At 46.7% G+C, this 20,718-nt stretch carries 20 protein-coding genes, 2 tRNA genes and 1 pseudogene; 9 read left to right on the forward strand and 14 right to left on the reverse strand.

The window, feature by feature from the left end:
- Positions 1-61: 61 nt before the first annotated feature.
- The 6 genes and pseudogenes from solA to NST20_RS11235 all read right to left on the reverse strand — a co-directional run bounded on the left by solA (position 62) and on the right by NST20_RS11235 (position 5,269).
- Positions 62-1,207, reverse strand: a pseudogene (solA, locus tag NST20_RS11210) (N-methyl-L-tryptophan oxidase).
- A gap of 75 nt (positions 1,208-1,282) precedes the next feature.
- The gene (locus tag NST20_RS11215) at positions 1,283-2,449 is read right to left on the reverse strand and encodes an FAD-binding oxidoreductase (protein ID WP_118499129.1); all 1,167 of its coding nucleotides are present in this window, start codon (positions 2,447-2,449) and stop codon (positions 1,283-1,285) included.
- A gap of 12 nt (positions 2,450-2,461) precedes the next feature.
- A complete protein-coding gene (locus NST20_RS11220) occupies positions 2,462-3,931 on the reverse strand; it encodes an aldehyde dehydrogenase family protein (RefSeq protein WP_342399448.1) in 1,470 nt (489 codons plus the stop codon).
- Between the two features lie 14 nt (positions 3,932-3,945).
- Positions 3,946-4,875 (reverse strand): ornithine cyclodeaminase family protein, encoded by a 930-nt coding sequence (locus NST20_RS11225; protein WP_342399449.1) that lies wholly within the window; start codon positions 4,873-4,875, stop codon positions 3,946-3,948.
- A gap of 230 nt (positions 4,876-5,105) precedes the next feature.
- Positions 5,106-5,178 (reverse strand) — tRNA-Ala (locus tag NST20_RS11230).
- 18 nt (positions 5,179-5,196) lie between these two features.
- Positions 5,197-5,269 (reverse strand) — tRNA-Ala (locus NST20_RS11235).
- 165 nt (positions 5,270-5,434) lie between these two features.
- Here NST20_RS11235 and NST20_RS11240 point away from each other — a divergent pair.
- Positions 5,435-6,436, forward strand: coding sequence for an NAD-binding protein (locus NST20_RS11240; RefSeq protein WP_327077387.1), 1,002 nt, complete (start codon positions 5,435-5,437; stop codon positions 6,434-6,436).
- A 298-nt stretch (positions 6,437-6,734) separates the two neighbouring features.
- Here NST20_RS11240 and NST20_RS11245 read toward each other — a convergent pair whose 3' ends face one another.
- Positions 6,735-8,084, reverse strand: a complete 1,350-nt coding sequence (locus tag NST20_RS11245; RefSeq protein ID WP_342399450.1) for a glucose-6-phosphate isomerase — start codon at positions 8,082-8,084, stop codon at positions 6,735-6,737.
- Between the two features lie 156 nt (positions 8,085-8,240).
- On the opposite strand from NST20_RS11245, the gene NST20_RS11250 reads away from it, so the two are divergent.
- The gene (locus tag NST20_RS11250; RefSeq protein ID WP_014097577.1) at positions 8,241-8,471 is read left to right on the forward strand and encodes a DUF378 domain-containing protein; all 231 of its coding nucleotides are present in this window, start codon (positions 8,241-8,243) and stop codon (positions 8,469-8,471) included.
- 140 nt (positions 8,472-8,611) lie between these two features.
- Positions 8,612-9,091 carry a GyrI-like domain-containing protein gene (locus tag NST20_RS11255; protein WP_258432705.1) on the forward strand — a complete coding sequence of 160 codons (480 nt, stop codon included), beginning with the start codon at positions 8,612-8,614 and terminating at the stop codon, positions 9,089-9,091.
- A gap of 96 nt (positions 9,092-9,187) precedes the next feature.
- Here NST20_RS11255 and NST20_RS11260 read toward each other — a convergent pair whose 3' ends face one another.
- From NST20_RS11260 to NST20_RS11270, 3 genes are all read right to left on the reverse strand, one after another.
- Positions 9,188-9,322, reverse strand: coding sequence for a hypothetical protein (locus NST20_RS11260; RefSeq protein WP_268870877.1), 135 nt, complete (start codon positions 9,320-9,322; stop codon positions 9,188-9,190).
- Between the two features lie 80 nt (positions 9,323-9,402).
- Entirely contained in the window at positions 9,403-9,789 is a 387-nt protein-coding gene (yugI, locus tag NST20_RS11265; RefSeq protein ID WP_013860098.1) for a S1 domain-containing post-transcriptional regulator GSP13, read from the reverse strand.
- A 273-nt stretch (positions 9,790-10,062) separates the two neighbouring features.
- A complete protein-coding gene (locus tag NST20_RS11270; protein ID WP_195854872.1) occupies positions 10,063-11,181 on the reverse strand; it encodes an RNA-guided endonuclease TnpB family protein in 1,119 nt (372 codons plus the stop codon).
- An 87-nt stretch (positions 11,182-11,268) separates the two neighbouring features.
- Between NST20_RS11270 and NST20_RS11275 the strand changes: the two genes are divergently transcribed.
- The gene (locus NST20_RS11275) at positions 11,269-11,409 is read left to right on the forward strand and encodes a ribbon-helix-helix protein, CopG family (RefSeq protein WP_003352379.1); all 141 of its coding nucleotides are present in this window, start codon (positions 11,269-11,271) and stop codon (positions 11,407-11,409) included.
- A gap of 219 nt (positions 11,410-11,628) precedes the next feature.
- Positions 11,629-11,838 carry a helix-turn-helix transcriptional regulator gene (locus NST20_RS11280; RefSeq protein WP_019721420.1) on the forward strand — a complete coding sequence of 70 codons (210 nt, stop codon included), beginning with the start codon at positions 11,629-11,631 and terminating at the stop codon, positions 11,836-11,838.
- 373 nt (positions 11,839-12,211) lie between these two features.
- Here the strand turns inward: NST20_RS11280 and NST20_RS11285 are convergent, their stop codons facing one another.
- Positions 12,212-13,243 (reverse strand): NADH:flavin oxidoreductase/NADH oxidase, encoded by a 1,032-nt coding sequence (locus NST20_RS11285; protein ID WP_342399451.1) that lies wholly within the window; start codon positions 13,241-13,243, stop codon positions 12,212-12,214.
- A 197-nt stretch (positions 13,244-13,440) separates the two neighbouring features.
- Between NST20_RS11285 and NST20_RS11290 the strand changes: the two genes are divergently transcribed.
- Together NST20_RS11290 and NST20_RS11295 are read left to right on the forward strand one after the other, a co-directional pair.
- The gene (locus tag NST20_RS11290) at positions 13,441-14,298 is read left to right on the forward strand and encodes an aldo/keto reductase (protein WP_328192122.1); all 858 of its coding nucleotides are present in this window, start codon (positions 13,441-13,443) and stop codon (positions 14,296-14,298) included.
- A gap of 382 nt (positions 14,299-14,680) precedes the next feature.
- A complete protein-coding gene (locus NST20_RS11295; protein ID WP_013860102.1) occupies positions 14,681-15,523 on the forward strand; it encodes an aldo/keto reductase in 843 nt (280 codons plus the stop codon).
- A gap of 196 nt (positions 15,524-15,719) precedes the next feature.
- Here NST20_RS11295 and NST20_RS11300 read toward each other — a convergent pair whose 3' ends face one another.
- The 3 genes from NST20_RS11300 to NST20_RS11310 form a co-directional block, all read right to left on the reverse strand.
- Positions 15,720-16,970 carry a L,D-transpeptidase family protein gene (locus NST20_RS11300; protein WP_342399452.1) on the reverse strand — a complete coding sequence of 417 codons (1,251 nt, stop codon included), beginning with the start codon at positions 16,968-16,970 and terminating at the stop codon, positions 15,720-15,722.
- Between the two features lie 331 nt (positions 16,971-17,301).
- The gene (locus NST20_RS11305) at positions 17,302-17,508 is read right to left on the reverse strand and encodes a hypothetical protein (RefSeq protein WP_019721417.1); all 207 of its coding nucleotides are present in this window, start codon (positions 17,506-17,508) and stop codon (positions 17,302-17,304) included.
- A 135-nt stretch (positions 17,509-17,643) separates the two neighbouring features.
- Positions 17,644-18,243 carry a peptidylprolyl isomerase gene (locus tag NST20_RS11310; protein WP_342399453.1) on the reverse strand — a complete coding sequence of 200 codons (600 nt, stop codon included), beginning with the start codon at positions 18,241-18,243 and terminating at the stop codon, positions 17,644-17,646.
- Between the two features lie 104 nt (positions 18,244-18,347).
- Between NST20_RS11310 and NST20_RS11315 the strand changes: the two genes are divergently transcribed.
- Together NST20_RS11315 and NST20_RS11320 are read left to right on the forward strand one after the other, a co-directional pair.
- A complete protein-coding gene (locus NST20_RS11315) occupies positions 18,348-18,791 on the forward strand; it encodes a DUF4391 domain-containing protein (RefSeq protein WP_166633712.1) in 444 nt (147 codons plus the stop codon).
- A gap of 12 nt (positions 18,792-18,803) precedes the next feature.
- Complete coding sequence (locus NST20_RS11320) at positions 18,804-20,717, forward strand: site-specific DNA-methyltransferase (RefSeq protein WP_029142479.1); 1,914 nt, start codon at positions 18,804-18,806, stop codon at positions 20,715-20,717.
- Position 20,718 lies beyond the last annotated feature (1 nt).

Here is a 20,718-nt window from a genome sequence, read left to right on the forward strand (position 1 = left end):
TTTTCCTCCTTCATGAAAAAAACTATTTTTTTCTGTCCGGCTGTGTACGCTGCGATGATGATCATGCAAGAGCCACCCGGTTAATTGAAAAAAGCGGCAATGGGCTTTCGGCATTTTCTTTTAACACCATTTGGCTGAGCATCTCTCCGACACTGCTTGCAAATTTAAAGCCGTGTCCTGAAAATCCTGCGGCTATGGCCACATTGGGATATACAGGATGGGTATCGATGATGAAATGTTCATCCGGCGTATTGGTGTACAAGCATACTTTTCCCTTTTTTAAGCGGCCGGCTGCCCCCCGCATGTATGTTTTCAAAAAGGCCCGGATATCTCCTTCGTCTTCACGGTATGCGCCAAATTCCCGGTTCATTGTATCAGGGTCTGCCGCCTGCCCGCCGTCATGGCGCCCGACTTTCACGCCGCTTCCATTAAAACTTGGAAAACCGTAGTATGTTCCTTCGTATCCGTCCATTGTAAAAGCCGGAAACACATCTGCATTGAACAGCGCTTCGTCCGCTTCAAACCAGCCGACCGTTTTCCGGACCGGCTGAAGCGGCAAATTGAGCCCTAAGTTTTCAAGCAGTTTCCCGTTCCACGCACCGCCGCTGACAATGCATTTTTCAGCGGTGAATGTGCCGCTTTCTGTTACAACAGTGACAGTCCGGCCGTCGGTTTTCAGATCTGTAACCTGGGTATTGGCAAGCAGGCGCGCACCCTTTGCTTCCGCCAGTTTACGGCAGGCGCGGATGCAGTTTTCCGGAAACAGGACGCCGGCATCCGGTTCATAAATGGCACGGTAGCCCGCGGGAAGCGAAATGCCGGGCCAGCGTTTTTCCACTTCCACGCCGGCCATCGTTTCAATCGGGAGGTTGTATGTATTTGCGCTTTCGACTGCTTCGTTTAAAAAGGCCGCATGATCCTCCGGGCTGAAACTGAGGACGCCGGTTTTGGCAAAAATCTTTTCTCCGGAGGCCTTTTCCAGTTCATCCCAAAGCGTTTGCGCCCGCAACACGAGCGGCACGTAATCCCGCCCTTCCCCTTAGGCATGGCGGATGATTCTCGTTTCGCCGTGGTGGCTGCCGGATGTATGCGGCGGGTCAAAAGCATCCAGCAAAAGCGTTTTTACACCTTGGCTTGCCAGAAAATAACCGGCTGCCATTCCCATTGAACCGGCACCAACGACAATAACATCGTAATGTTTCTCCATTGTATTCCCTCCCTCTCCGTTATTATAACTATAACATGTGGTTTGGAAAATTTGGCAAAAACAGAAGATGCCCTTTTAATAAATGGCATCTTCTGTAACAAGGTCGTTTTCCGCAAACCGTTCGACCCGGAGCGGTGTAAGATCAATGGTTTCATACTTTCCGGTCCGGATCAGCTCCGACAGCCCCTTTCCGACGGCCGGCGCCTGCTGCATACCGTGCCCGCTGAACCCGAACGCGGCAAAATACCCTTTCATTTCCGGATGCTCGCCGATGATGGCATTATGGTCGGCAGTATTGTAGTCATAAAGGCCGGCCCAGCCGCGTTCGACTTTTACCTTTTCAAAATTCGGGATGCGCTGCGCAAGAACAGGCCAAATCTGCTCTTCAAATTCGGACCGCTTCCAGCTGAAGTCGATCGCCGGCTTTTCCTCTTCCCCGTATCCGGCAATGATTTTGCGCCCCTCGTGCCGGAAATAGACACCAGTCGGATCCATCGTCAGCGGCAACGGTTTTGCAAGCGGTTTTTCCACATCAAACATAAAAATCCGCCGCGGTACCGGTATAACCGGAAGCGGCAATCCGGCTTTGCTGCTCAATCCGGAAGCCCAGGCGCCCGCACAGTTCACGACAACAGGCGCAAAAAACGCCCGGCCATCTTTGAGCCGCACGCCTTTTATCCGGCCCTCTTCCGCCAAAAAGCAGTCCGCTTCTTCATAAATATATTCCGCGCCGAGATGTTTCGCATTTTTTATAAACCCTTGCATCGCCGTGTACGGGTCCAAATACCCGCTTTCCGCACAGTACAGTCCGCCTGCAAGATCACGCGTGATTAATTCGGGAATGAGCGCCACAAGCTCTGTTTTCCCAAGCCATTCAGATAAGACGCCGTTTTGGTGCTGGAGCTTTAACTGCTTTTCAAAAAGCGGCCTCATTTTTTCTGCCGCTAGAAATAAGTATCCGCGCTGTTTCAAATCGATTTCAAAAGTTTCGTTCCCGATGGCCATGTTACGGGTGAAATTTTGATAGGCTTTAAGGCTGTACCGGCTCATTTTAATATTAATCCCCGTTGTAAAAAGCTGCCGGATGCCGCCTGCGCTCCGCGGGGTTGACGCATATGCATAGGAGGGGTCCTTTTCAAACACAATGATCCTGCCGGTAAACCCGTCCGCGAGCAAATGGTACGCCACACTCGAACCGATAATCCCGCCGCCAACAATGATCACATCCGCCTTGTTTTTCATCCCATCCCCCCTTTAATGATTGTCGATCTGGGCGCGCTGCAGTTTCCCGCTGAAATCGACATACACGGCTTTCCATTCCGTGTATACATCAAGCGCTGCCGGCCCCGAGTCGCGGTGCCCGTTGCCCGTTCCTTTTGTCCCGCCGAACGGGAGATGGATTTCAGCCCCCGTCGTCCCGGCATTGATGTAGACAATCCCGGTATCCAAATCACGCATCGCCTGAAAAGCTTTATTCACATCTTTTGTAAAAATGCCGCTCGACAGCCCAAAAGTGACGCTGTTGTTAACGGCAATCGCTTCTTCAAGGCCTGCTACCGGAATGATCGAAACAACCGGGCCGAAAATTTCTTCCTGTGCAATGACCATTTCCGGGCTGACATCCGTAAAAACGGTCGGCGCATAGTAATATCCTTTTCCCGGCAAAATGCGCCCGCCTGTAAGCAGCCTTGCCCCTTCTTTTTTGCCGGTTTCAACATACTGGTGGATGCGGTCGAGCGCTTCTACATTGATAACCGGGCCGACTGCCACCGTTTCATCGAGGCCGTCGCCGATTTTCAATTCCGCCGTTCGCCGGATCAGCTTTTCTTCTAGTGCATCTTTGATCTTTTCATGGACAATGACCCGGCTTGTAGCCGTGCATCTTTGCCCGCTCGTGCCAAATGCACCCCAAAGGATGCCGTCCACCGCTAGATCAAGATCCGCATCGTCCATGACAATCACTGCGTTCTTCCCGCCCATTTCAAGCGAAGTCCGTTTCAGAAGGCCGCCTGCCCGTTCATTGATTTTACGCCCGACTTCATTCGAGCCGGTAAAAGAGATGAGGCCGATGCCCGGATGTTCCACCATCGCTCCGCCAATCACGGAACCGGAGCCGTGGACAAGATTGACAAGCCCTTTTGGGAGTCCCGCTTCTTCATAAATTTTTACAAATGCGCATGCTGTGGCCGGCGTTTCCGTAGCTGGCTTCCAAATCACCGCATTCCCCGTTACAAGCGCCGGCAGTGATTTCCAGGAAGCAATGGCGATCGGAAAATTCCACGGCGTGATCAGCCCGGCAACGCCAACCGGCACACGGATGCTCATTGCAAATTTATTTTGCAGCTCAGATGGCACGATATCACCGAATTGGCGTCTCCCTTCCCCTGCCATGTAAAAGGCCATGTCGATCGCTTCCTGCACTTCCCCGCGCGCTTCATCGATCACCTTGCCCATTTCGCTTGTAAGCGTGCGCGCGATCTGTTCTTTTCTTTGTTTTAACAGTTCTCCGACTTTGTATAAATAGTTTGCGCGCTCAGGTGCCGGAACGAGCCGCCACATGCTTTGCGCGCTTTTGGCAGCCTGGACGGCGCGGTCAAGGTCCGGTGCTTCGGACTGCGCCACTTCGCCCAATGTTTTCCTGTTTGCAGGATTTACAACCGGGGCAAATTTTCCCGTTGACGGTTTGCACCACTCGCCGTCAATGTAATTCAAATATTTTTCCATGCGCTGTTCCCCCTTTAAAAATCGAGCATTTGCCCGATCCCGAGCTGTATGGCTTTTTCGTAAACCGTTTCTGCAGCCACCAGGTCAAACAGGGCCATGCCCGTTGATTTAAAAACCTGTAGCGTGTTTGGATCCGGCTTTACTTTTTGCGTGACAATTTTGGAAAACGGAATGGTTTCAAGCCGGCTGTCCACATCCCCACTTTCCTTTGCGGCATCGTGCGAGTCGATATATATCGATTTCAAGTCTTTCAAAAGCGCATCAGGAAATTCGCGCATATGCGGCTGGTATGAACCGATGCCAATGACAAGCTTTCCGTCGTAAAGGTCTTCTTCCGGCAGTACAGGTGTGGCAGATGATGTTGCCGTAATGAGGATATCGGCGTTTTCGGCAAGTTCGCGGGCGGATTTGGCTGTATGGACCGGGATATTTGGAATGAGCGTTTTGAACCGGCGAATAAATGGGGGAATGTGGGAAGGTGTCCGGTTGAATAAAAAAATGTTTTCGATGTTGCGTGCGGTGCAAACGCCGGCAAGCTGATACAGCCCCTGATAACCCGTGCCGATAAGCCCGGCCGTTTTGGCATCGCCAGGCGCAAGATATTTTGCCGCCGCCCCGCCGATTGCCCCGGTCCGGAGCCCGGTTAAAACCGTGCCGTCCATAAGCGTTTTCATGGATCCATTCCTGCTGTCAACCAAAATGACAGCGCCCTGTGTCACCGGCCGGTCCTTGTTGCCCGGGAAAACCGAGACGATTTTTGCGCCGGCTGCCTCATTTGTGCTGCACGGCATAAAAAGGACGGAGTGGTTCCGGATGGTAAAATGCGTGCGCAGCGGCATTTGATAACCGTTTTCTTCATAGATGCGGTATGCTTCTTCTACAGCTGCAACCATTTCCTGCATGGAGGCCGATTTGAGGACATCACTTCCGTTAAGGACAAGCAAGGCCGCACCTCCTTACTTCAGGGATTTGGTAAAAATATATGTGAGGCAAAGCAGGATCATGATAAAAAAGGATTTGGCAGCCGGGGAAGCAGCTTTGGGTCCCGGACCTCAAGCTTTGTCGGATTGGGGGCTATAACGGGACAGTTTCACAGGGGTTAATTTTATTTTTCCTCAGGGGCGCATATACGAAAAAACGCCCAAACCTGTAACAGGGTGGACGTTTTGTGTGATGGAGCATAGCGGGTTCGAACCGCTGACCTCTTGCATGCCATGCAAGCGCTCTCCCAGCTGAGCTAATGCCCCGTGATATAAAGTTGGGAATGGAGCATAGCGGATTCGAACCGCCGACCTCTACAATGCGAATGTAGCGCTCTCCCAACTGAGCTAATGCCCCGTTTTGTCATGATCACCGTTTTTCATCAGCGACAATGTTATTATACAATGCAAAAAATGATTGTGCAACTATTTTTTTAAAAAATAGTTTCCCGTTTGCCGCCTTGTTTTTTCGCATTGCGGCCGGGGAATACTAATGAAGATACCAAAAAAGGAAGTGGACGGTATGTTTCATTTCTTTTATTACCGTTTTTTACGCTGGCCGATCATTGTCCGGATATTGAACCTGGCCCTTGCTGTGATCTTTGTATTCGGGCTGGCCATCCATTTTGTCGAACCGAAAACTTTCCCGACGGTGTTTGATGGTGTTTGGTGGGCAGTCATCACGACAGCAACAGTCGGTTACGGGGATTTGTACCCGGTCACTTTTGCGGGCCGGGTGATCGGCATCATCCTCATTTTATCGGGTGCCGGCATTCTGTCTGCTTATTTCGTGGCGCTGGCCGGTGCAACGGCTAAACGGCAAAACGCTTTTTTGGAAGGAAAAGCGGCGTTTACGGGAGGAAAACAAATGGTCATTATCGGCTGGAACGAACGCGCCAGAAAAGTAATCGGGCAGCTCATGGAATTAAAAGAGCGGCAGCCCATTGTATTGGTGGATGAAACACTTGAATCCAACCCTTATCCTTATGATAATGTGTATTTTATAAAAGGAAAGCCGTATCAGGACGAGACGCTGAAAAAAGCAAATGTCCGGGCGGCGAAGGCAGTGCTGATCACGTCCGACCAGCATAAAACGGAGACGGAAGCAGACATGGGCGCAATCCTGACACTGCTTGCTGTCAAAGGCTTGAACCCGGATGCATATTGTATTGTGGAAATCCAGACAGCCGACCAGGTAGTAAATGCCAAGCGGGCGGGCGCGGATGAAGTGATCCAGGCAAATACACAGGCAAGCTTTGTCATGCTGAACAGCCTGATTTCAAACGGGATGTCCGATACGCTTTTGTCGTTATTGAACCAGCAGGAAAAAAACCATCTTGACTTTATTCCGGTGAAGCCGAAGTGGCGGAATTTGACGGTAAAAGATTTGAGCCGGCAGCTGCAGAAAGAGCGAAAAATTTTAATCGGCATCCAATCGAGGGATGACACCATGATCAATCCGCCCTTGGATTATACCATTACGGATGAAGAACATTTATTTGTCGTTTTGGAAAAAGGCAAGTAACCATTCAAAAGTTTGCCAGGAAAATTTTCCAGCGAATTGGCGATAAAATAACCGAGAACCGGTGCAGGCGGATGTTCAGCAGTGGACGGCCAAATTGGAAAAGCAGCTGATCCCGTGCCTTGCAGATTGCGCATTTTTATAAAGCGGCTTGCACCTTATGCTACATCTGATATGCTGCACTACGAAGATTGCTTCGTTTTGAGAAGCGGCTTCATCTGAATCAGCTGGAAGTTTTGGCTTGCGTTTGCCTTATCCAAGAAAAAAAGCAGGGCTGGCATTGCCCTGCTTTTTTTCTGCATTATTTCAAACGTTTTTCGAGTTCTGCTTTCAAATCTTCATAGCCCGGTTTGCCGAGGAGTGCGAACATGTTTTTCTTATATGCTTCCACACCAGGCTGGTCGAACGGGTTGACGCCGTTCAAATAGCCGCTTACCGCACAGGCTTTTTCAAAGAAGTAAACGAGGTAGCCGAATGTGTATGCATCGGTTTTCGGAATGGAGACCACCAGGTTCGGTACGCCGCCGTCTGTATGGGCAAGCAATGTGCCTTCAAATGCTTTGTTATTCACAAAGTCAACGGTGCGGCCGGCCAGGTAGTTCAAACCATCCAAATCGTTTTCTTCTTTTTCAATTGTCAGTTCTTCGCGCGCCTGCTCTACTTTTACGACCGTTTCAAACAAGTCGCGGCGGCCTTCCTGGACATACTGGCCAAGGGAATGCAAGTCGGTCGAGAAGTTTGCGGAAGAAGGATAGATGCCTTTTTGGTCTTTCCCTTCACTTTCGCCGAATAATTGTTTCCACCATTCGGAGAAATATTGCAGCCCCGGTTCGTAGTTAATCAACATTTCGATCGTTTTGCCTTTGCGGTACAGAATATTGCGGACAGCCGCATATTGATAGGCAATGTTTTCCGCTACTTCAGGGTTTGAGAAATCATCAACGGCCTTTGCTGCTCCGTCCATCATCGCTTGGATATCAACGCCGCTTACTGCGATCGGAAGCAGACCGACAGGCGTTAAAACAGAGTAACGGCCGCCAACATCATCCGGAATCACGAATGTTTCGTAGCCTTCCGCATCAGCCAGCGTTTTCAATGCCCCTTTTGTGCGGTCCGTTGTCGCATAGACGCGGCCTTTTGCTTCTTTTTCGCCATATTTTTCAATGAGCAGTTTGTTGAAAATACGGAAAGCAATCGCCGGTTCTGTCGTTGTTCCGGATTTGGAAATGACATTGATGGAGAAATCTTTGCCGTCCAGAACGTCCATTAAATCTTTCATATAGGTGGAGCTGATGCTGTTGCCGACGAAGAAAATTTGCGGGTTTTTGCGCTTTTCTTTCGGCAGCACGTTCATAAAGCTGTGGTTGAGCATTTCAATTGCGGCACGGGCACCGAGATAAGAACCGCCGATGCCGATCACAAGCAGCACGTCGGAATCACTTTGGATTTTTGCCGCTGCTTTTTGGATACGGGCGAATTCTTCTTTATCATAATCTTTTGGTAATGTCAGCCAGCCGGTAAAATCATTGCCGACACCGGTTTTTTCATGTAAAAGCTTATGGGCCAAACGAATCGGTTCGCTTAAGTATGTAATTTCATGTTCGTTAAAAAACGCGAGCGCTTTTGAATAATCAAACTGAATATGCGTCATTGTCCAGATCCTCCTGTTATCGATTTACCATCTCCACTTTATCGAATCTTTACCCTTTTCGCAAGGAATGTAACGAATTTCTCACATTTCCTGCATGCATAATGTTTTCGGATTCTTGCCATGCTATTCCTGTACATTGAACAAGGAGGTAAAAAAATGAGCATTGTACAAAGAATTGCGTTAATTTTCACGATTATCGGCGCGATCAACTGGGGCCTTATCGGTTTTTTCAACTTTGATCTGGTAGCGGCCATTTTTGGGGACAATTCCGCGATCTCCCGGGTCATTTATGGCATTGTCGGCATTTGCGGCCTGATTAACCTCGGCCTGCTTTTCAAACCGGATGCCGAAGTGGAACGTTCTACCCAGGCGAAACCGACGAGATAAGTGATCCGGCCGTGGGAAACCGTATTCATTGTAGCAAAGGCAGTGCAGCATGCCTGCCTTTTTTGTGTTTTTTTATCTTTTTTTCCTTTACGCCCGCTTCTTTTTTCATTTAAAATGAAGCTATAAAGATGAGCGGGGAAGTGTGCAGCTTGGAAATTCAAATTGTTCAGAAACACGCATTTAACGCGGTCGGGAGCAAATGGACCGGTACCTTCGAGCAGGCGGCAAACGGGGATATCAAAAGATTTTTCCATCAATTTAAGCAAAAAATGGGGGAAATCCGCCATTGCACCGATCCCGGTGTTGTGACCGGGCTTTCCTACCACCCGCAGGATGATGAAGGCTTGTTTTCCTTTTACCTTGTCCGCGAAGTGGCCTACATAGAAGCGGTTCCGGAAGGCATGACAGCCCTGACTGTTCCTTCGTATACATTTGCGGCTGCGAAATATAAAGGCAAAGGCGTGCAAAAAGCGTATGCCGAATTGTATAAATGGATCAGGAAAAACGGCTATACCGTCTTTCAGGGGCAGCTTGAGCACCGTGAAGATTATCCGGCAACATACGAACCTTTAAGCGATGAACCGGAATTGACCATTTATATCCCGCTATATATAGAATAATACGCGGGCAGATTTCCCCGCGTTAGGCAAACTATTCTGCATAGCAGCATGGCACGTGGTTTCAGACGGATTCACCCGGCAAATCGTGGTAAGAAACTATTCTGCATAGAAACGGCGGCGCCCGCCATTCATCCGGCGGGCTTGCGCGTACAAGCGGTTTGCATCGCACTTTAAATTGGGCAGCGGCGTAAGCGGGATTTGCAGCCAGCTCACGGCGGAACTGAGATCCATACACCGGATTTATCCCCCGCAGACCCGGCGTTTTTCGGATAAAAAAAATCCGGACAATCTGTATGCCCGGAATCGCCCGATTATTTTTTAATCAAATCTTCACGTTTTGATTTTTCAATCCATTCTTTTAACTTATCGCGCAGCGTGTTGAAACCTTCTCCGGACTCTTCGGCGGCTTTCACGGCACCTTGGCGCCGGCGCGGTTTCCTTGTGTCTTGATGCGGCGCTTCTTCCGTTGCTTTCATGGAAAGACTGATTTTGCCGCTTTCTTCGTCTACCGACAACACTTTTACTTTGACTTCATCCCCGATGTGGACATAATCGTGAATATCTTTGACATACCCGTGTTTAATTTCGGAAATATGGACAAGACCTTGTGTCTCTTCATCAAGCGCTACAAACGCGCCGAACGGCTTAATTCCGGTCACTTTTCCGGTGTATACATTTCCTGCTTCATAATTTGACATGAAAACACTCCTAGTATTGTTTTTTCCTGTTATACGCAATAAAATATTATATCATAGTCACGAGTGCATGTCATTCCCCAAATATTTTTCAGGCCTGGCCCCGGCAGGCACCCGGAACCTTTATTTATCATTTTTATCGTGCCCGTGTGTGAACTACCCTCCACTTATCAACCTTACGGTTTGATTGAAGTGGGGGCTTCTCGACTTATCGTTGCTTTTACTAGCCAACGAAAACTGACCGAGCTAACCCTCTTGTTCCAAGAGTTTTGTTACTTATGATAACGCTAATAAGCGTAATCCCTCATTTTTGATATTGATTGCTGAATTGTGATCGCGATCTAATACAAAGCCGCAAGAACATTTATATACACGTTCAGATAATGGCATTTCTTTTTCCTTGCCGCAACATGAACACTTCTTAGTGGAGGGAAACCACTTATCAATTTTCACAAGTTGTTTCCCTTGTTCTTTTAGCTTATACGCTAAGAAAGTAGTGAACATTCCCCAGCCGTTATCATGAACGCTTTTCCCAAAGTGAAGGGCTTGAGACATCCCTTTCATGTTCAAGTCCTCAATCACGACAGCATCAAAGTTAGAAGCTAATTCTTTTGACTTATGATGAAGAAAATTCATGCGTTGGTTCGCCACTTTCTCATGTAACTTAGCCACTACTAGTCGTTGCTTGTTCCAACGTGCAGAACCTTTCTTTCTTCGAGAAAGAATTCGTTGTGCTTTTGCTAATTTATCTAAGGCTTGCCGATAGTAACGTGGGTAATTGGCTTTCTTACCCTGTTCACTCTCGACATATAGACCATCCATAGCAAAATCCAAACCAACAACTTTCTGTATTTTAACTGGACGAATATCTTTCTCATATTCTGTCAAAATTGAAATGTAGTACTTGCCTGTCTTTGTTTTAGAAATAGTGCAAGATTTGATTTTATAATCAGCAGGTATCTCTCTATGCTGTTTCATTTTTATTGGCTTTTTGATTTTTGGCAGTTTGATATGACCATTTTCTAGCTTAATATTTCCGTTGACCATATTAGTTGTATAGGATTGTTTTGCTTTACGATTTTTGAACTTTGGAAAATCCGCATTTCCTTCAAAGAAATTCTTATAAGCAGTCTGTAAGTTCATTTGTGCATTTGCCAAAGCTAAAGAATCCACTTCTTTTAGGAATGGAAATTCACTTTTATATTTTGCAGGAGTCGGAAACTTTTGCTTTTTAAGCGATTCTTTATCATCCTTGAACTTTTCATACGTTTCTTTGCGTTCAGCTAACATCTTATTGTAGACAAAGCGAACACAGCCAAATGTCTTAGCTAATAATGCGGATTGTTCTTTGTTTGGTAACAAACGAAACTTGAAAGCTTTGTTTTGCTTGGCCATATCAATTCACCTCACTTTGTGCGGAAAAATTTCGTATATATTGATTATATCGTAAAAAATCCGTACAATCAATATGAGGTGATAATCATGAGAGAAGAGAAAGAACGTGTAGAAATTCGTATGCCTAAGACGATATTAGAAAAATTGGAGCAATATCAAAAAGAAAATGGGATTCCAACTAGAACAGCCGCAATCTTAGAATTGTTGAGAAAAGGATTGGAAAAATAACTTTGGCTAAAGCCAACCGAAATTCATCTCCCACCTACTCATTGGTGCGATTCGCACCTTCACATTCCTTGAGGATGGGAGACTTCTTTCGGAAAGACGTTAAAAAAGTTCAAAAAATTGCTTCAGCCTGCCACCCGCCCATATGCTACAATAAAATAAAGAAATGAATATGGAAAGGAAGTATTTTTATTTAAAATAATCGTTAAGGGAGGGCGTCTCATGAATAGCTTTGGTGAGAAGTTGAAATTTTACCGTGAATTAAACGGGATGAGCATCGAAGAACTGGCCGTGAAAGCCCGGATTGGCAAACATACACTCGAACAGTACGAAACCGGGGAACAAATTCCGACCACACAGACAATATTAAAACTCTCCACTGTTCTTGATGTAGCCGCTTCCGTATTTTTGGAAGCGCTCGGAAAAAAATAATTTTATAAGAGGTTTAAATTTCATTCACAACGGCTATCCTAATACTACAATGCTTTCCTTAGTGAGGGCGACTTTCGGGAAGCCGCACTATCATAAGTATTCCCCCTTTTTTTATTTTTGCGGGTCCGGTTTTCCGGCCCCGTTTTTTGTATGCTGTAAAGAGAAAAAACAGCGCCTCGTTTAGAGCGCTGTTTTCCTGTTTTTTGGATTCGCTTTTTATCCTTTCAGCCAGAATGCACGGGCGGCCGCTGCAAACAGCCTTCCTTACCGTTTTGGAAATTCCCTTGTATATTGGACCGTTTTTCCAGCGCGGTACCGGCTTCAAGTGTTCGCTTCGGAAACTTCTACGGGCGGCCGCTGCAAACAGCCTTCCTTATCTTTTTGGAAATCCTCTTGTATATTGGACCGGAATACCTGCGTCTTTGCGGAGCACGATACCGGCTTCGAGCGCCCAGTACGGGTTGCGCAGCATGCCTCTGCCGACCGCAACAAGATCTGCTTCTTCGTTTCCGATTACCGCATTGGCAAGAACCGGGTCTTCCAGCCGGCCGACAGCAATGACCGGAACGTTTAAAGCCTCTTTGATCCGGCGTGCAAGCGGCACCTGGTAAGCAGCGTGCGTCCCCGGGCGCCCGTCTGCACCGATAGAGCCCTCGCCTCCGGAACTGATATGAAACAGGTCAACACCCGCTTCCTTATACGCCTTCGAAAATGCAATGCTTTCTTCAATGCCATACCCGCCATCGACATATTCACGGGCTGAAATGCGCATAATAAGCGGCATGTCAGCAGGCATTTCTTTTTTGGCAGCGGCGATGACTTCTTTTCCGAATAATGCCAAATCCTGTCCGTATTCATCTGACCGTTTGTTTGTATAGCGCGACTGGAATTCATGGATCAGATAACCGTGCGCGCCGTGGAGTTCGATCGTGTCAAAACCGGCCTGGACGGCGCGGCGGACAGATTCGCCAAATTTGCGGACGACTTCTTTGATTTCTTCCTTCGTTAATGCCTTCGGTGTTTTTGCATTGTCATCAAAAGGGATAGGGGAAGGGGCAACCGGCTGTTTTGCGTCCTGTGCTTTTCTGCCGGCATGTCCGATTTGAATCCCGACTTTGGCGCCGTACTGATGGCACGCTTCCACAATTTTGGCAAGCGGGGCGATCTGTTCATCAGACCATAAGCCGAGATCGTTGTCGGTAATTCTGCCGTCCGGCTCCACATCGGTCATCTCAATAATGATCAGGCCGGCACCCCCGATGGCACGGCTGACGTAATGGACATAATGCCAGTCAGTGGCAACGCCATCTTTTTTCTCAACGGAGTATTGGCACATAGGGGGCATGACAATACGGTTTTTCACTTCAAGCGATTTCAGCTTGTACGGGGTAAATAAATCATTCATTGCAAAACCACTCCTTACGCCTGATATTTTTGCACCTGAACCGCTATGTAAATGGCGGAAAAGTTCGTTCCAAATATAACAAACCGGTGTTCCAACCGTCAAAACTTGCGCTCACAGTCCTTGTGCGTGCAAAATTCTGCCTGATTGTGTTAAAGTCAACATACACATACATATCTAAGCGAAAGAAGGAATGAAGGATGGCTCAAACGATTCCAAAATTAACATTCAATAACGGCGTTGAAATCCCGCAACTCGGCCTCGGCGTTTTTCTTGTAAAAGAAGAAAATGAGTTGAAAAACGCTGTGAAAGCCGCGCTGGAAATCGGCTACCGCCATATTGATACTGCGATGATTTACGGGAATGAAACATATGTCGGCGATGCAATCCGGGAAAGCGGCGTAGACCGGAAAGAAATCTTCATTACGTCGAAAGTGTGGAACTACGACCACGGCTATGAAGAAACAAAAGCCGCTTTCCAGGCGAGCCTCGACCGTCTTGGCACCGATTATTTGGATCTTTACTTGATCCACTGGCCGTCACCGAAATATATTGAAACATGGAAAGCAATGGAAGAACTTTACCATGAAGGCAAAGTAAAAGCGATCGGCGTATCGAATTTCCAAATCCACCATTTGGAAGATTTGCTGGCCCATAGCGAAGTGGTGCCGGTGATCAACCAAATTGAGACACATCCGGAATTTCCGCAAAATGAACTGCATGCATTTCTGAAACAGCATCATATTTTACATGAAGCATGGGGCCCGCTCGGCCAGGGCAAAAACAACCTGCTTGAGCAGCCTGTTTTGGTTGAGCTTGGAAAAAAATACGGCAAAACCACGGCGCAAATTGTGCTGCGCTGGCACGTGGAACGAGGCATTGTCGTCATTCCAAAATCGGTGACCCCGAGCCGGATTAAAGAAAACAGCGAGATTTTCGATTTCTCGTTAACCCCGGAAGACATGGAAAAAATCGCTTCTTTGAACACCGGGAAACGGTACGGAAGGAATCCGGATGACGAAGAATTTTTAGCGCAAACTTCCGTAAGGCCAGAATAAAGACGGGCAGCTGTCCTCTGGGCAGCTGCTTTTTTAATTGCTTTTCCGGAAATGATACCGGTTTCTCCCGGAGCGCCTCCCATCGCCCATTTCTTGCGGCTTTCCGGTGATTGATTGATTTTTCCAGAGATCCCCTTTGGTTTTGCTGTACTTTTCATGCCGGCTGCTTTTTTCCAGCGAATGCGAAGCCACCATGGGAGGTTCATGCCCGCCGTTTCGCGGGGGGCTGTGCCTGTTGTTTTGGATCTTTTCGCCTGAACCCGCTGGTTTAAATTTTACGCTGGTTTTTCTCTGCCCCAAGGCAGCAAGATCAATCATCAAAATGGATGCATTTTCCAGCCAATGGTATACTGATTACAAAATACGAAAGGAGCGATAGAAATTGTCCATTTCCATTCCTGAAATCAAACTGAACGACGGGATGACCGTTCCGGCCGTCGGATTCGGCACATACAAACTGAACGGGGCGGCAGGCGTCCAGGCGATCGTAAGCGCCATTGATGCGGGTTACCGCCTGATTGATTCGGCATTTAATTATGAAAACGAAGGAGCGGTCGGCGAAGCGGTCCGGCGCTCTTCCGTTCCGCGTGAACAGCTGCGCATCACTTCGAAACTCCCGGGTCGGCACCATGCTTATAAAGAAGCGGTCCAGACCATTCAGGAATCATTGTACAGGTCCGGCCTCGATTACTTTGACCTTTACCTCATCCACTGGCCGAACCCAAGCAAAGATTTATATGTGGAAGCGTGGCAGGCGCTTGTCGATGCGCAAAAATGGGGGCTTGTCCGCTCGATCGGCGTTTCCAACTTTTTGCCGGAGCATTTGCAACGGATCATAAAAGAAACCGGGGTTGCGCCGAGCATAAACCAGGTGGAACTTCACCCTTATTTCGCACAGGAGGAGCAGCGCGCCTGGCATGAAGAACACGGAATTGTAACGGAATCATGGAGCCCGCTTGGAAGAGCGAACCATCTGCTTGAAGATCCGGCGATTCAAAAAATTGCTGCGGCCCATCAGAAATCCGTTCCGCAAGTGATTTTGCGCTGGCATACACAGCTTGGCGCCATTCCGCTCCCGAAATCGGCTTCCCCGGAAAGGCAGCTGGAAAACTTGTCCATCTTTGATTTTTCGCTTTCTGAAGAAGAGATGCGCACCATATCCGGATTAAGCCACCCGGACGGCAGGACTTTTGGGCAGGATCCGGCAACCTATGAAGAATTTTAAACCCATGTAAAAAAGGGGCTGCCCCAAAAACCGTTAAACGGCTGATGGGAGCCCCCTTTTTTGATACAAGCGTTTATGAATTTCCGTCACTATGCCCACAAGAGCTTCATGAATTTTATGAGCCAAATAAAGGGGCTTTAGGGACAGCCCCTTTATCTAAAACAGTAACCGGCCCGTATAGAAGCCGGCACCGCCATTAATAAACGATGACCGGTTCATTCTGTTCCAGGTTGTCATAGACGGTTTTCATGACACTTGGCGGCGTGTTCACACATCCGCCGGAGCCGTGGTGGAGATAGGCGTCCATGGCCCAGTTCTTCCGCCAGCCCGCATCATGGAAACCGACACCGCCGAGCGTGAAAGGTGCCCAATATTTTACCTTGACGGAATAATTCGGGTTGCCCGCTTCACTGCCCTCCAGTACAGACGGGGACTCTTTGTATTCGATATACCAGACCCCTTTTGGCGTATCTTCATTTGTGTCATGCCTTCCCGTTACAACCCGGGTTGTGACTTTCAGCTTGCCATCCTTATAAATCCAGATGCGCTGGTCGGAAATCGACACTTCCGCATACGTATCGCCAATCCCGTTTTCGGCCAGGACATGGTAGCCGACGCCGATCGTGCTGTACCCTTCGCCGTAAATATTGTAGGCCTTGACGGTGTCCTTGCCGTTTTGGAAGGCGTCCGCAATCCGTTTCGCTTCCGCTTTCGTATCGATCGCCCAGCCATACGACTGGCCTTTTACGGAAATGACGGAGCCCGCATGCGTTTTGAAACTGAAGTTTTTATGGAGCGTCGATTTCTCCTTGTTCAACTCTTCCAACCGCGACTGGATGCCGGACGGGTCAATTGCCAGTTTCATTTCTTTGGAGACGGATGCATTTTGAACCAGTTCGCTTGCCTTGAACGGGTATTTCTTTTCCTGCAGGAGATAGTTGACCGTCTTGTTTGAGAGTTCTTCAAGCTTTTGCTTTTCCTGCTTTACAATCCTGCTGTTTTCCCGGACCGGCTGAAGTTTTACCGGGCGCAAATGAATTTCACTGTTGTATTTTTGCTTGTCATATGCCTTTAACATGGCGGAAATGTCGTATTGATTGCCGTTTTTGCTTTTCGATACGCCGATTTTTCCGTCCTTCATATAAGCCTGTGCATCTTTTGGCGCCTGCAGATTTTTATTTTGCTGTTCCAGTTTTTTGGAAACTTCCTGCTTCAGTGTCACGTTGCGGTAGTGGTCCGTCCGCCCCGGCATGATCATATAATCTTTCTCTTTAAAAGACGGAATCCATGTGCGCTGGGTTTTGAAAACGCGTTTAACCTTCGCCATATCGCCGTCTGTAAAACGGACCTTTGTATCTTTTCCGTCCACCAAAACTTTGTTTCCGACATAAACTTTATTTGTTAATGTCATAGACTTTAATTTTTCCATCGCCTGTTCAGTGGTCATGCCGCCGACTTTGACGCTGTTGATTTTGACATGCGGGTTAAAATGGGTAGCCTGGTAATAGCCGGCACCGCCTAAAAGAATGATGACAACTGCCGCAATGATGCCAATGAGAAGACTTTTCTTCCTGGTTATGGCCGATCACCCCAATAAAATAGTTTATGTTACAAAAAGATTACATCATTTACATATAAGATATATGAATCCGTCCGGTTATACAAGCCATTTATTTCATTTCATCCAACGTTCACAAATCATCGGGAAGCAACATGACACCCTTTCCTGCCTTTTTACCGGAAACGCCGGGCATCTGCCGCCTATAAAAAAAGAAACGCTACTCCGAATGTGGAAAGCGATTTTTCTTCATGATTTCTTCTTCCAGTTTTTTTGCCTGCTTTACCTGCTTTTCATTGATTTTCCGGAAAATGAAAAACACGAGTACCGCAAGCAGCACAAAAAATGAAAGTGAAATCAAAGCCGGGATATAATACTTTTTCTCCTGCGGAAATTGAACCAGAAATCCGATGAGGTATGGAAACAATGGTATCTCCCCCTTTTAATCGATCATAACAGCCGAAAGCCACAAAGAAAACGGATACAGCACCGCATTTTTCATGCGGTGCTGATGGTCAGGTTTCCGAAAAGAGCCGCAGGGAAGGCCGGCATAGAACCATGATTAACGGATGGTGATTTTTTCAATGATGACATCATGCACCGGTTTATCCTGCAGGCCTGTCCGGACGCCGGCGATTTCATCGACAACCTCCATGCCTTCAATGACCTGGCCAAATACGGTGTGGCGGAAATCAAGCCACGGGGTCCCGCCTTTTTCCATATAAGCTTCCACGACTTCAGCCGGGTAACCCGCCTGTTCCATCTGCCCTTTCATGCTGGGATCGACCGTTTTGCTTTGGACGATGAAAAACTGGCTGCCGTTTGTGTTCGGGCCGGCGTTGGCCATGGACAAAGCCCCGCGGAAATTGAAAAGCCGCTCTGAAAATTCGTCTTCGAACGGGGCGCCGTAGATGCTTTCGCCGCCGGTCCCGTTTCCGCTCGGGTCCCCGCCCTGGATCATGAACCCGTCGATCACACGGTGGAACGTCAAGCCGTCATAATAACCGTTTTTGCTGTGCGTGACAAAATTTTCGACCGTTTTCGGCGCAAAGGCCGGAAACAGCTTGATCGTGATGGCGCCCATATTTGTCTGCATGTCTGCAACCGTTTCGTTTTCATGCACTTCCGCTTGAAGCTGCGGATACATTGTGTCTTCTGCCATATGTTTGAAACCTCCATTTGTTTCACTATTCTTGTCTACTTTACTAAAATCCGGGCAAAAAGTCCAAACGTTTTCTTTTGCTTCTTTTCGGCTTTTTCACCATAATGGATGATAGAATCGTTATCAGCTCGTCTATGAAGAGGCTTAATAAGACCGACAAGACGAAAACAGTTCTATTGGGGATTCACAAAACGCCATGGTTTGATCCGGAAGCAGAAAACGATTTTGAATCAGATTTTATCCAATCTATTCATTTGATCAATATCAATTTCTCTAATTTTTATGAAGCATATAAAGATCTGGACCGAGCAGTTGAAGCTTTTCAATATGCCAATCTAATTGGCCGGTTTCAATTGATAAAAAATGATGAAAAGCAGGCGAAGCACAAGGAAAAAATTCAAGAAATCGAAAAACTGGATGAAAAAATCCATACGCTGAAAAGCAAAATAAAAAAAGAAACGCAATTTAACAAAAAAGTAAAATTAAATATTCACATTCAGAAACTGAAACAGCAATTAACGAAATTAAAAAGAGAATTAACAAAGTAGGTGAAAGAAAAAATGGAGAAACTTGATGGAAAGTCTCTGGATATCACGCAAGAAAACATCAAGAAATTAAAACAGCTTTTTCCCGAAGTCGTAACAGAAGGAAAGATTGATTTTGATAAATTAAAACTTATTCTTGGAGAAGAAATTGAAACGGCGAAAGAAAAATACGAGTTTACTTGGCACGGAAAAGCACAGGCATTAAAACTCGCCCAAACTCCTTCGACAGGCACACTACGTCCTGATAAAGCATCTAGCAAAAACTGGGATACGACAAAAAATCTTTATATTGAGGGGGATAACTTAGAGGTATTAAAGCTTTTACAGAAGTCATATTTTGGGAAAGTGAAAATGATCTATATTGATCCACCCTATAATACGGGAAATGACTTTGTGTATAAAGATGATTTTAGGGATAGTATTAAAAATTATAAAGAAGTGACTGAGCAAGTTACAAAGTCCAATACTGAATCAAATGGCAGATATCATACAGACTGGTTAAATATGATGTATCCACGGTTAAAACTGGCGAGAAATTTATTGGCGGAAAACGGGGCAATTTTTGTAAGCATTGACGAAAATGAATTTGCAAACCTCAAATCACTGCTGAATGAAGTGTTCGGCGAAGACAATTTTTTAACGGCCCTTTCCATTAAACAACGGCATGAAGACCGGATCCTAAAAGGCGATAAAGACTTCCATGAAGTGGTTGAGTATTGTTTAATCTACAGGAAAAGTAGCAGTTATAAACAATTCAAAAAGAAAAAAGACAATTCTTCTATTGAAGAATATGTTTATTCCATTACAGAGCTGGAACCTCCGGCTGAAGTGATCGAGATGGGTAATAAAAAAGTGGAGGTCTTTACGCCTGCCCAATATCGATTAGAGAAACTGCCCGCATCGAAAAAAAACTTAAAAAGAATCAGCATCCGCGGCTCGTTAAAAGAAGGAAACAGCAGCGGGCGGTTTTATATGAAGTATTTAGACGGCATACCGGATCATTATGGCTGGCTGTACAAAGTTCCGGATATGGGCAATGACCGCTATCCTTACCGGTATTTTATGCGCCCACTATCCGAAAAAATCACGAACGGTGTTTATTTTCAGGGCGTCCCGCTGGATAAAGCAGATTTCATTGAAGTGCCGTATGCCAATTTTATTGATATGGTGGACACTTTTAATAACGTCGGCTATGAGGGGGATGTGCCGTTCCGCAACGGCAAAAAACCGATTAAATTTTTACAGCATCTCTTTACTTTAGCAGGTTTGGAAAACGACAAAAACGGCATTGTTCTGGACTTTTTCTCCGGGTCAGCCTCCACGGCCCACGCGCTGATGGATTTTAACCTGAAAGATAACGGTAGGCGCAAATTTATCATGGTCCAGCTTCCTGAATTAACTGATGAAAAATCGGAAGCTTATAAAGCGGGTTACAAAAATATATGCGAAATTGGCAAAGAACGTATCCGTCGTGCCGGGGATAAAATAGTAGAAGAAACAGGGAAGACTGATTTAGACATTGGTTTCAAAGTATTTAAACTCGATTCCTCAAACGTGAAAACATGGGATCCTGAGACGGCAAATCTTGAGCAGGATCTGTTTGAACTTCAAGATAACATTAAATTCGACCGGACCCAGGAAGATTTACTGTATGAAATTTTATTAAAGATCGGGATTCCGCTTACTATACCGATTGAAGAAGTAAAAGTGAATGAAAAAACAATTTATAATGTCGGGTTTGGTTCAGTCCTGTTATGCCTGGAAAATGAAATTGATTTAGATCTGGTTTATAAAATCATCGAACTCAAGCCGGAAGATTTTGATTCAAAAGTGATTTTCAAAGAAACCGGTTTTCTGAATGACTCTGTCAAAACAAATGCCATTCAGACATTAAAGAAAAACGGGATCACGGACGTAAGGAGTGTGTAAA

Source organism: Weizmannia sp. FSL W8-0676 (genome assembly GCF_038593015.1).
GTDB classification, from domain to species: domain Bacteria; phylum Bacillota; class Bacilli; order Bacillales; family Bacillaceae_C; genus Weizmannia; species Weizmannia coagulans.

Excerpts from the sequence above, each read along its gene's own strand:
- NST20_RS11320 (WP_029142479.1), top strand. The coding sequence starts at position 18,804 with ATGGAGAAACTTGATGGAAAGTCTCTGGATATCACGCAAGAAAACATC.
- NST20_RS11215 (WP_118499129.1), bottom strand. The coding sequence starts at position 2,449 with ATGAAAAACAAGGCGGATGTGATCATTGTTGGCGGCGGGATTATCGGT.
- yugI (WP_013860098.1), bottom strand. The coding sequence starts at position 9,789 with ATGTCAAATTATGAAGCAGGAAATGTATACACCGGAAAAGTGACCGGA.
- NST20_RS11275 (WP_003352379.1), top strand. The coding sequence starts at position 11,269 with ATGAGAGAAGAGAAAGAACGTGTAGAAATTCGTATGCCTAAGACGATA.
- NST20_RS11285 (WP_342399451.1), bottom strand. The coding sequence starts at position 13,243 with ATGAATGATTTATTTACCCCGTACAAGCTGAAATCGCTTGAAGTGAAA.
- NST20_RS11315 (WP_166633712.1), top strand. The coding sequence starts at position 18,348 with ATGGATGATAGAATCGTTATCAGCTCGTCTATGAAGAGGCTTAATAAG.
- NST20_RS11250 (WP_014097577.1), top strand. The coding sequence starts at position 8,241 with ATGAGCATTGTACAAAGAATTGCGTTAATTTTCACGATTATCGGCGCG.
- NST20_RS11280 (WP_019721420.1), top strand. The coding sequence starts at position 11,629 with ATGAATAGCTTTGGTGAGAAGTTGAAATTTTACCGTGAATTAAACGGG.
- NST20_RS11270 (WP_195854872.1), bottom strand. The coding sequence starts at position 11,181 with ATGGCCAAGCAAAACAAAGCTTTCAAGTTTCGTTTGTTACCAAACAAA.
- NST20_RS11220 (WP_342399448.1), bottom strand. The coding sequence starts at position 3,931 with ATGGAAAAATATTTGAATTACATTGACGGCGAGTGGTGCAAACCGTCA.
- NST20_RS11310 (WP_342399453.1), bottom strand. The coding sequence starts at position 18,243 with ATGGCAGAAGACACAATGTATCCGCAGCTTCAAGCGGAAGTGCATGAA.
- NST20_RS11245 (WP_342399450.1), bottom strand. The coding sequence starts at position 8,084 with ATGACGCATATTCAGTTTGATTATTCAAAAGCGCTCGCGTTTTTTAAC.
- NST20_RS11240 (WP_327077387.1), top strand. The coding sequence starts at position 5,435 with ATGTTTCATTTCTTTTATTACCGTTTTTTACGCTGGCCGATCATTGTC.
- NST20_RS11300 (WP_342399452.1), bottom strand. The coding sequence starts at position 16,970 with ATGACCACTGAACAGGCGATGGAAAAATTAAAGTCTATGACATTAACA.
- NST20_RS11260 (WP_268870877.1), bottom strand. The coding sequence starts at position 9,322 with ATGGATCTCAGTTCCGCCGTGAGCTGGCTGCAAATCCCGCTTACGCCG.
- NST20_RS11290 (WP_328192122.1), top strand. The coding sequence starts at position 13,441 with ATGGCTCAAACGATTCCAAAATTAACATTCAATAACGGCGTTGAAATC.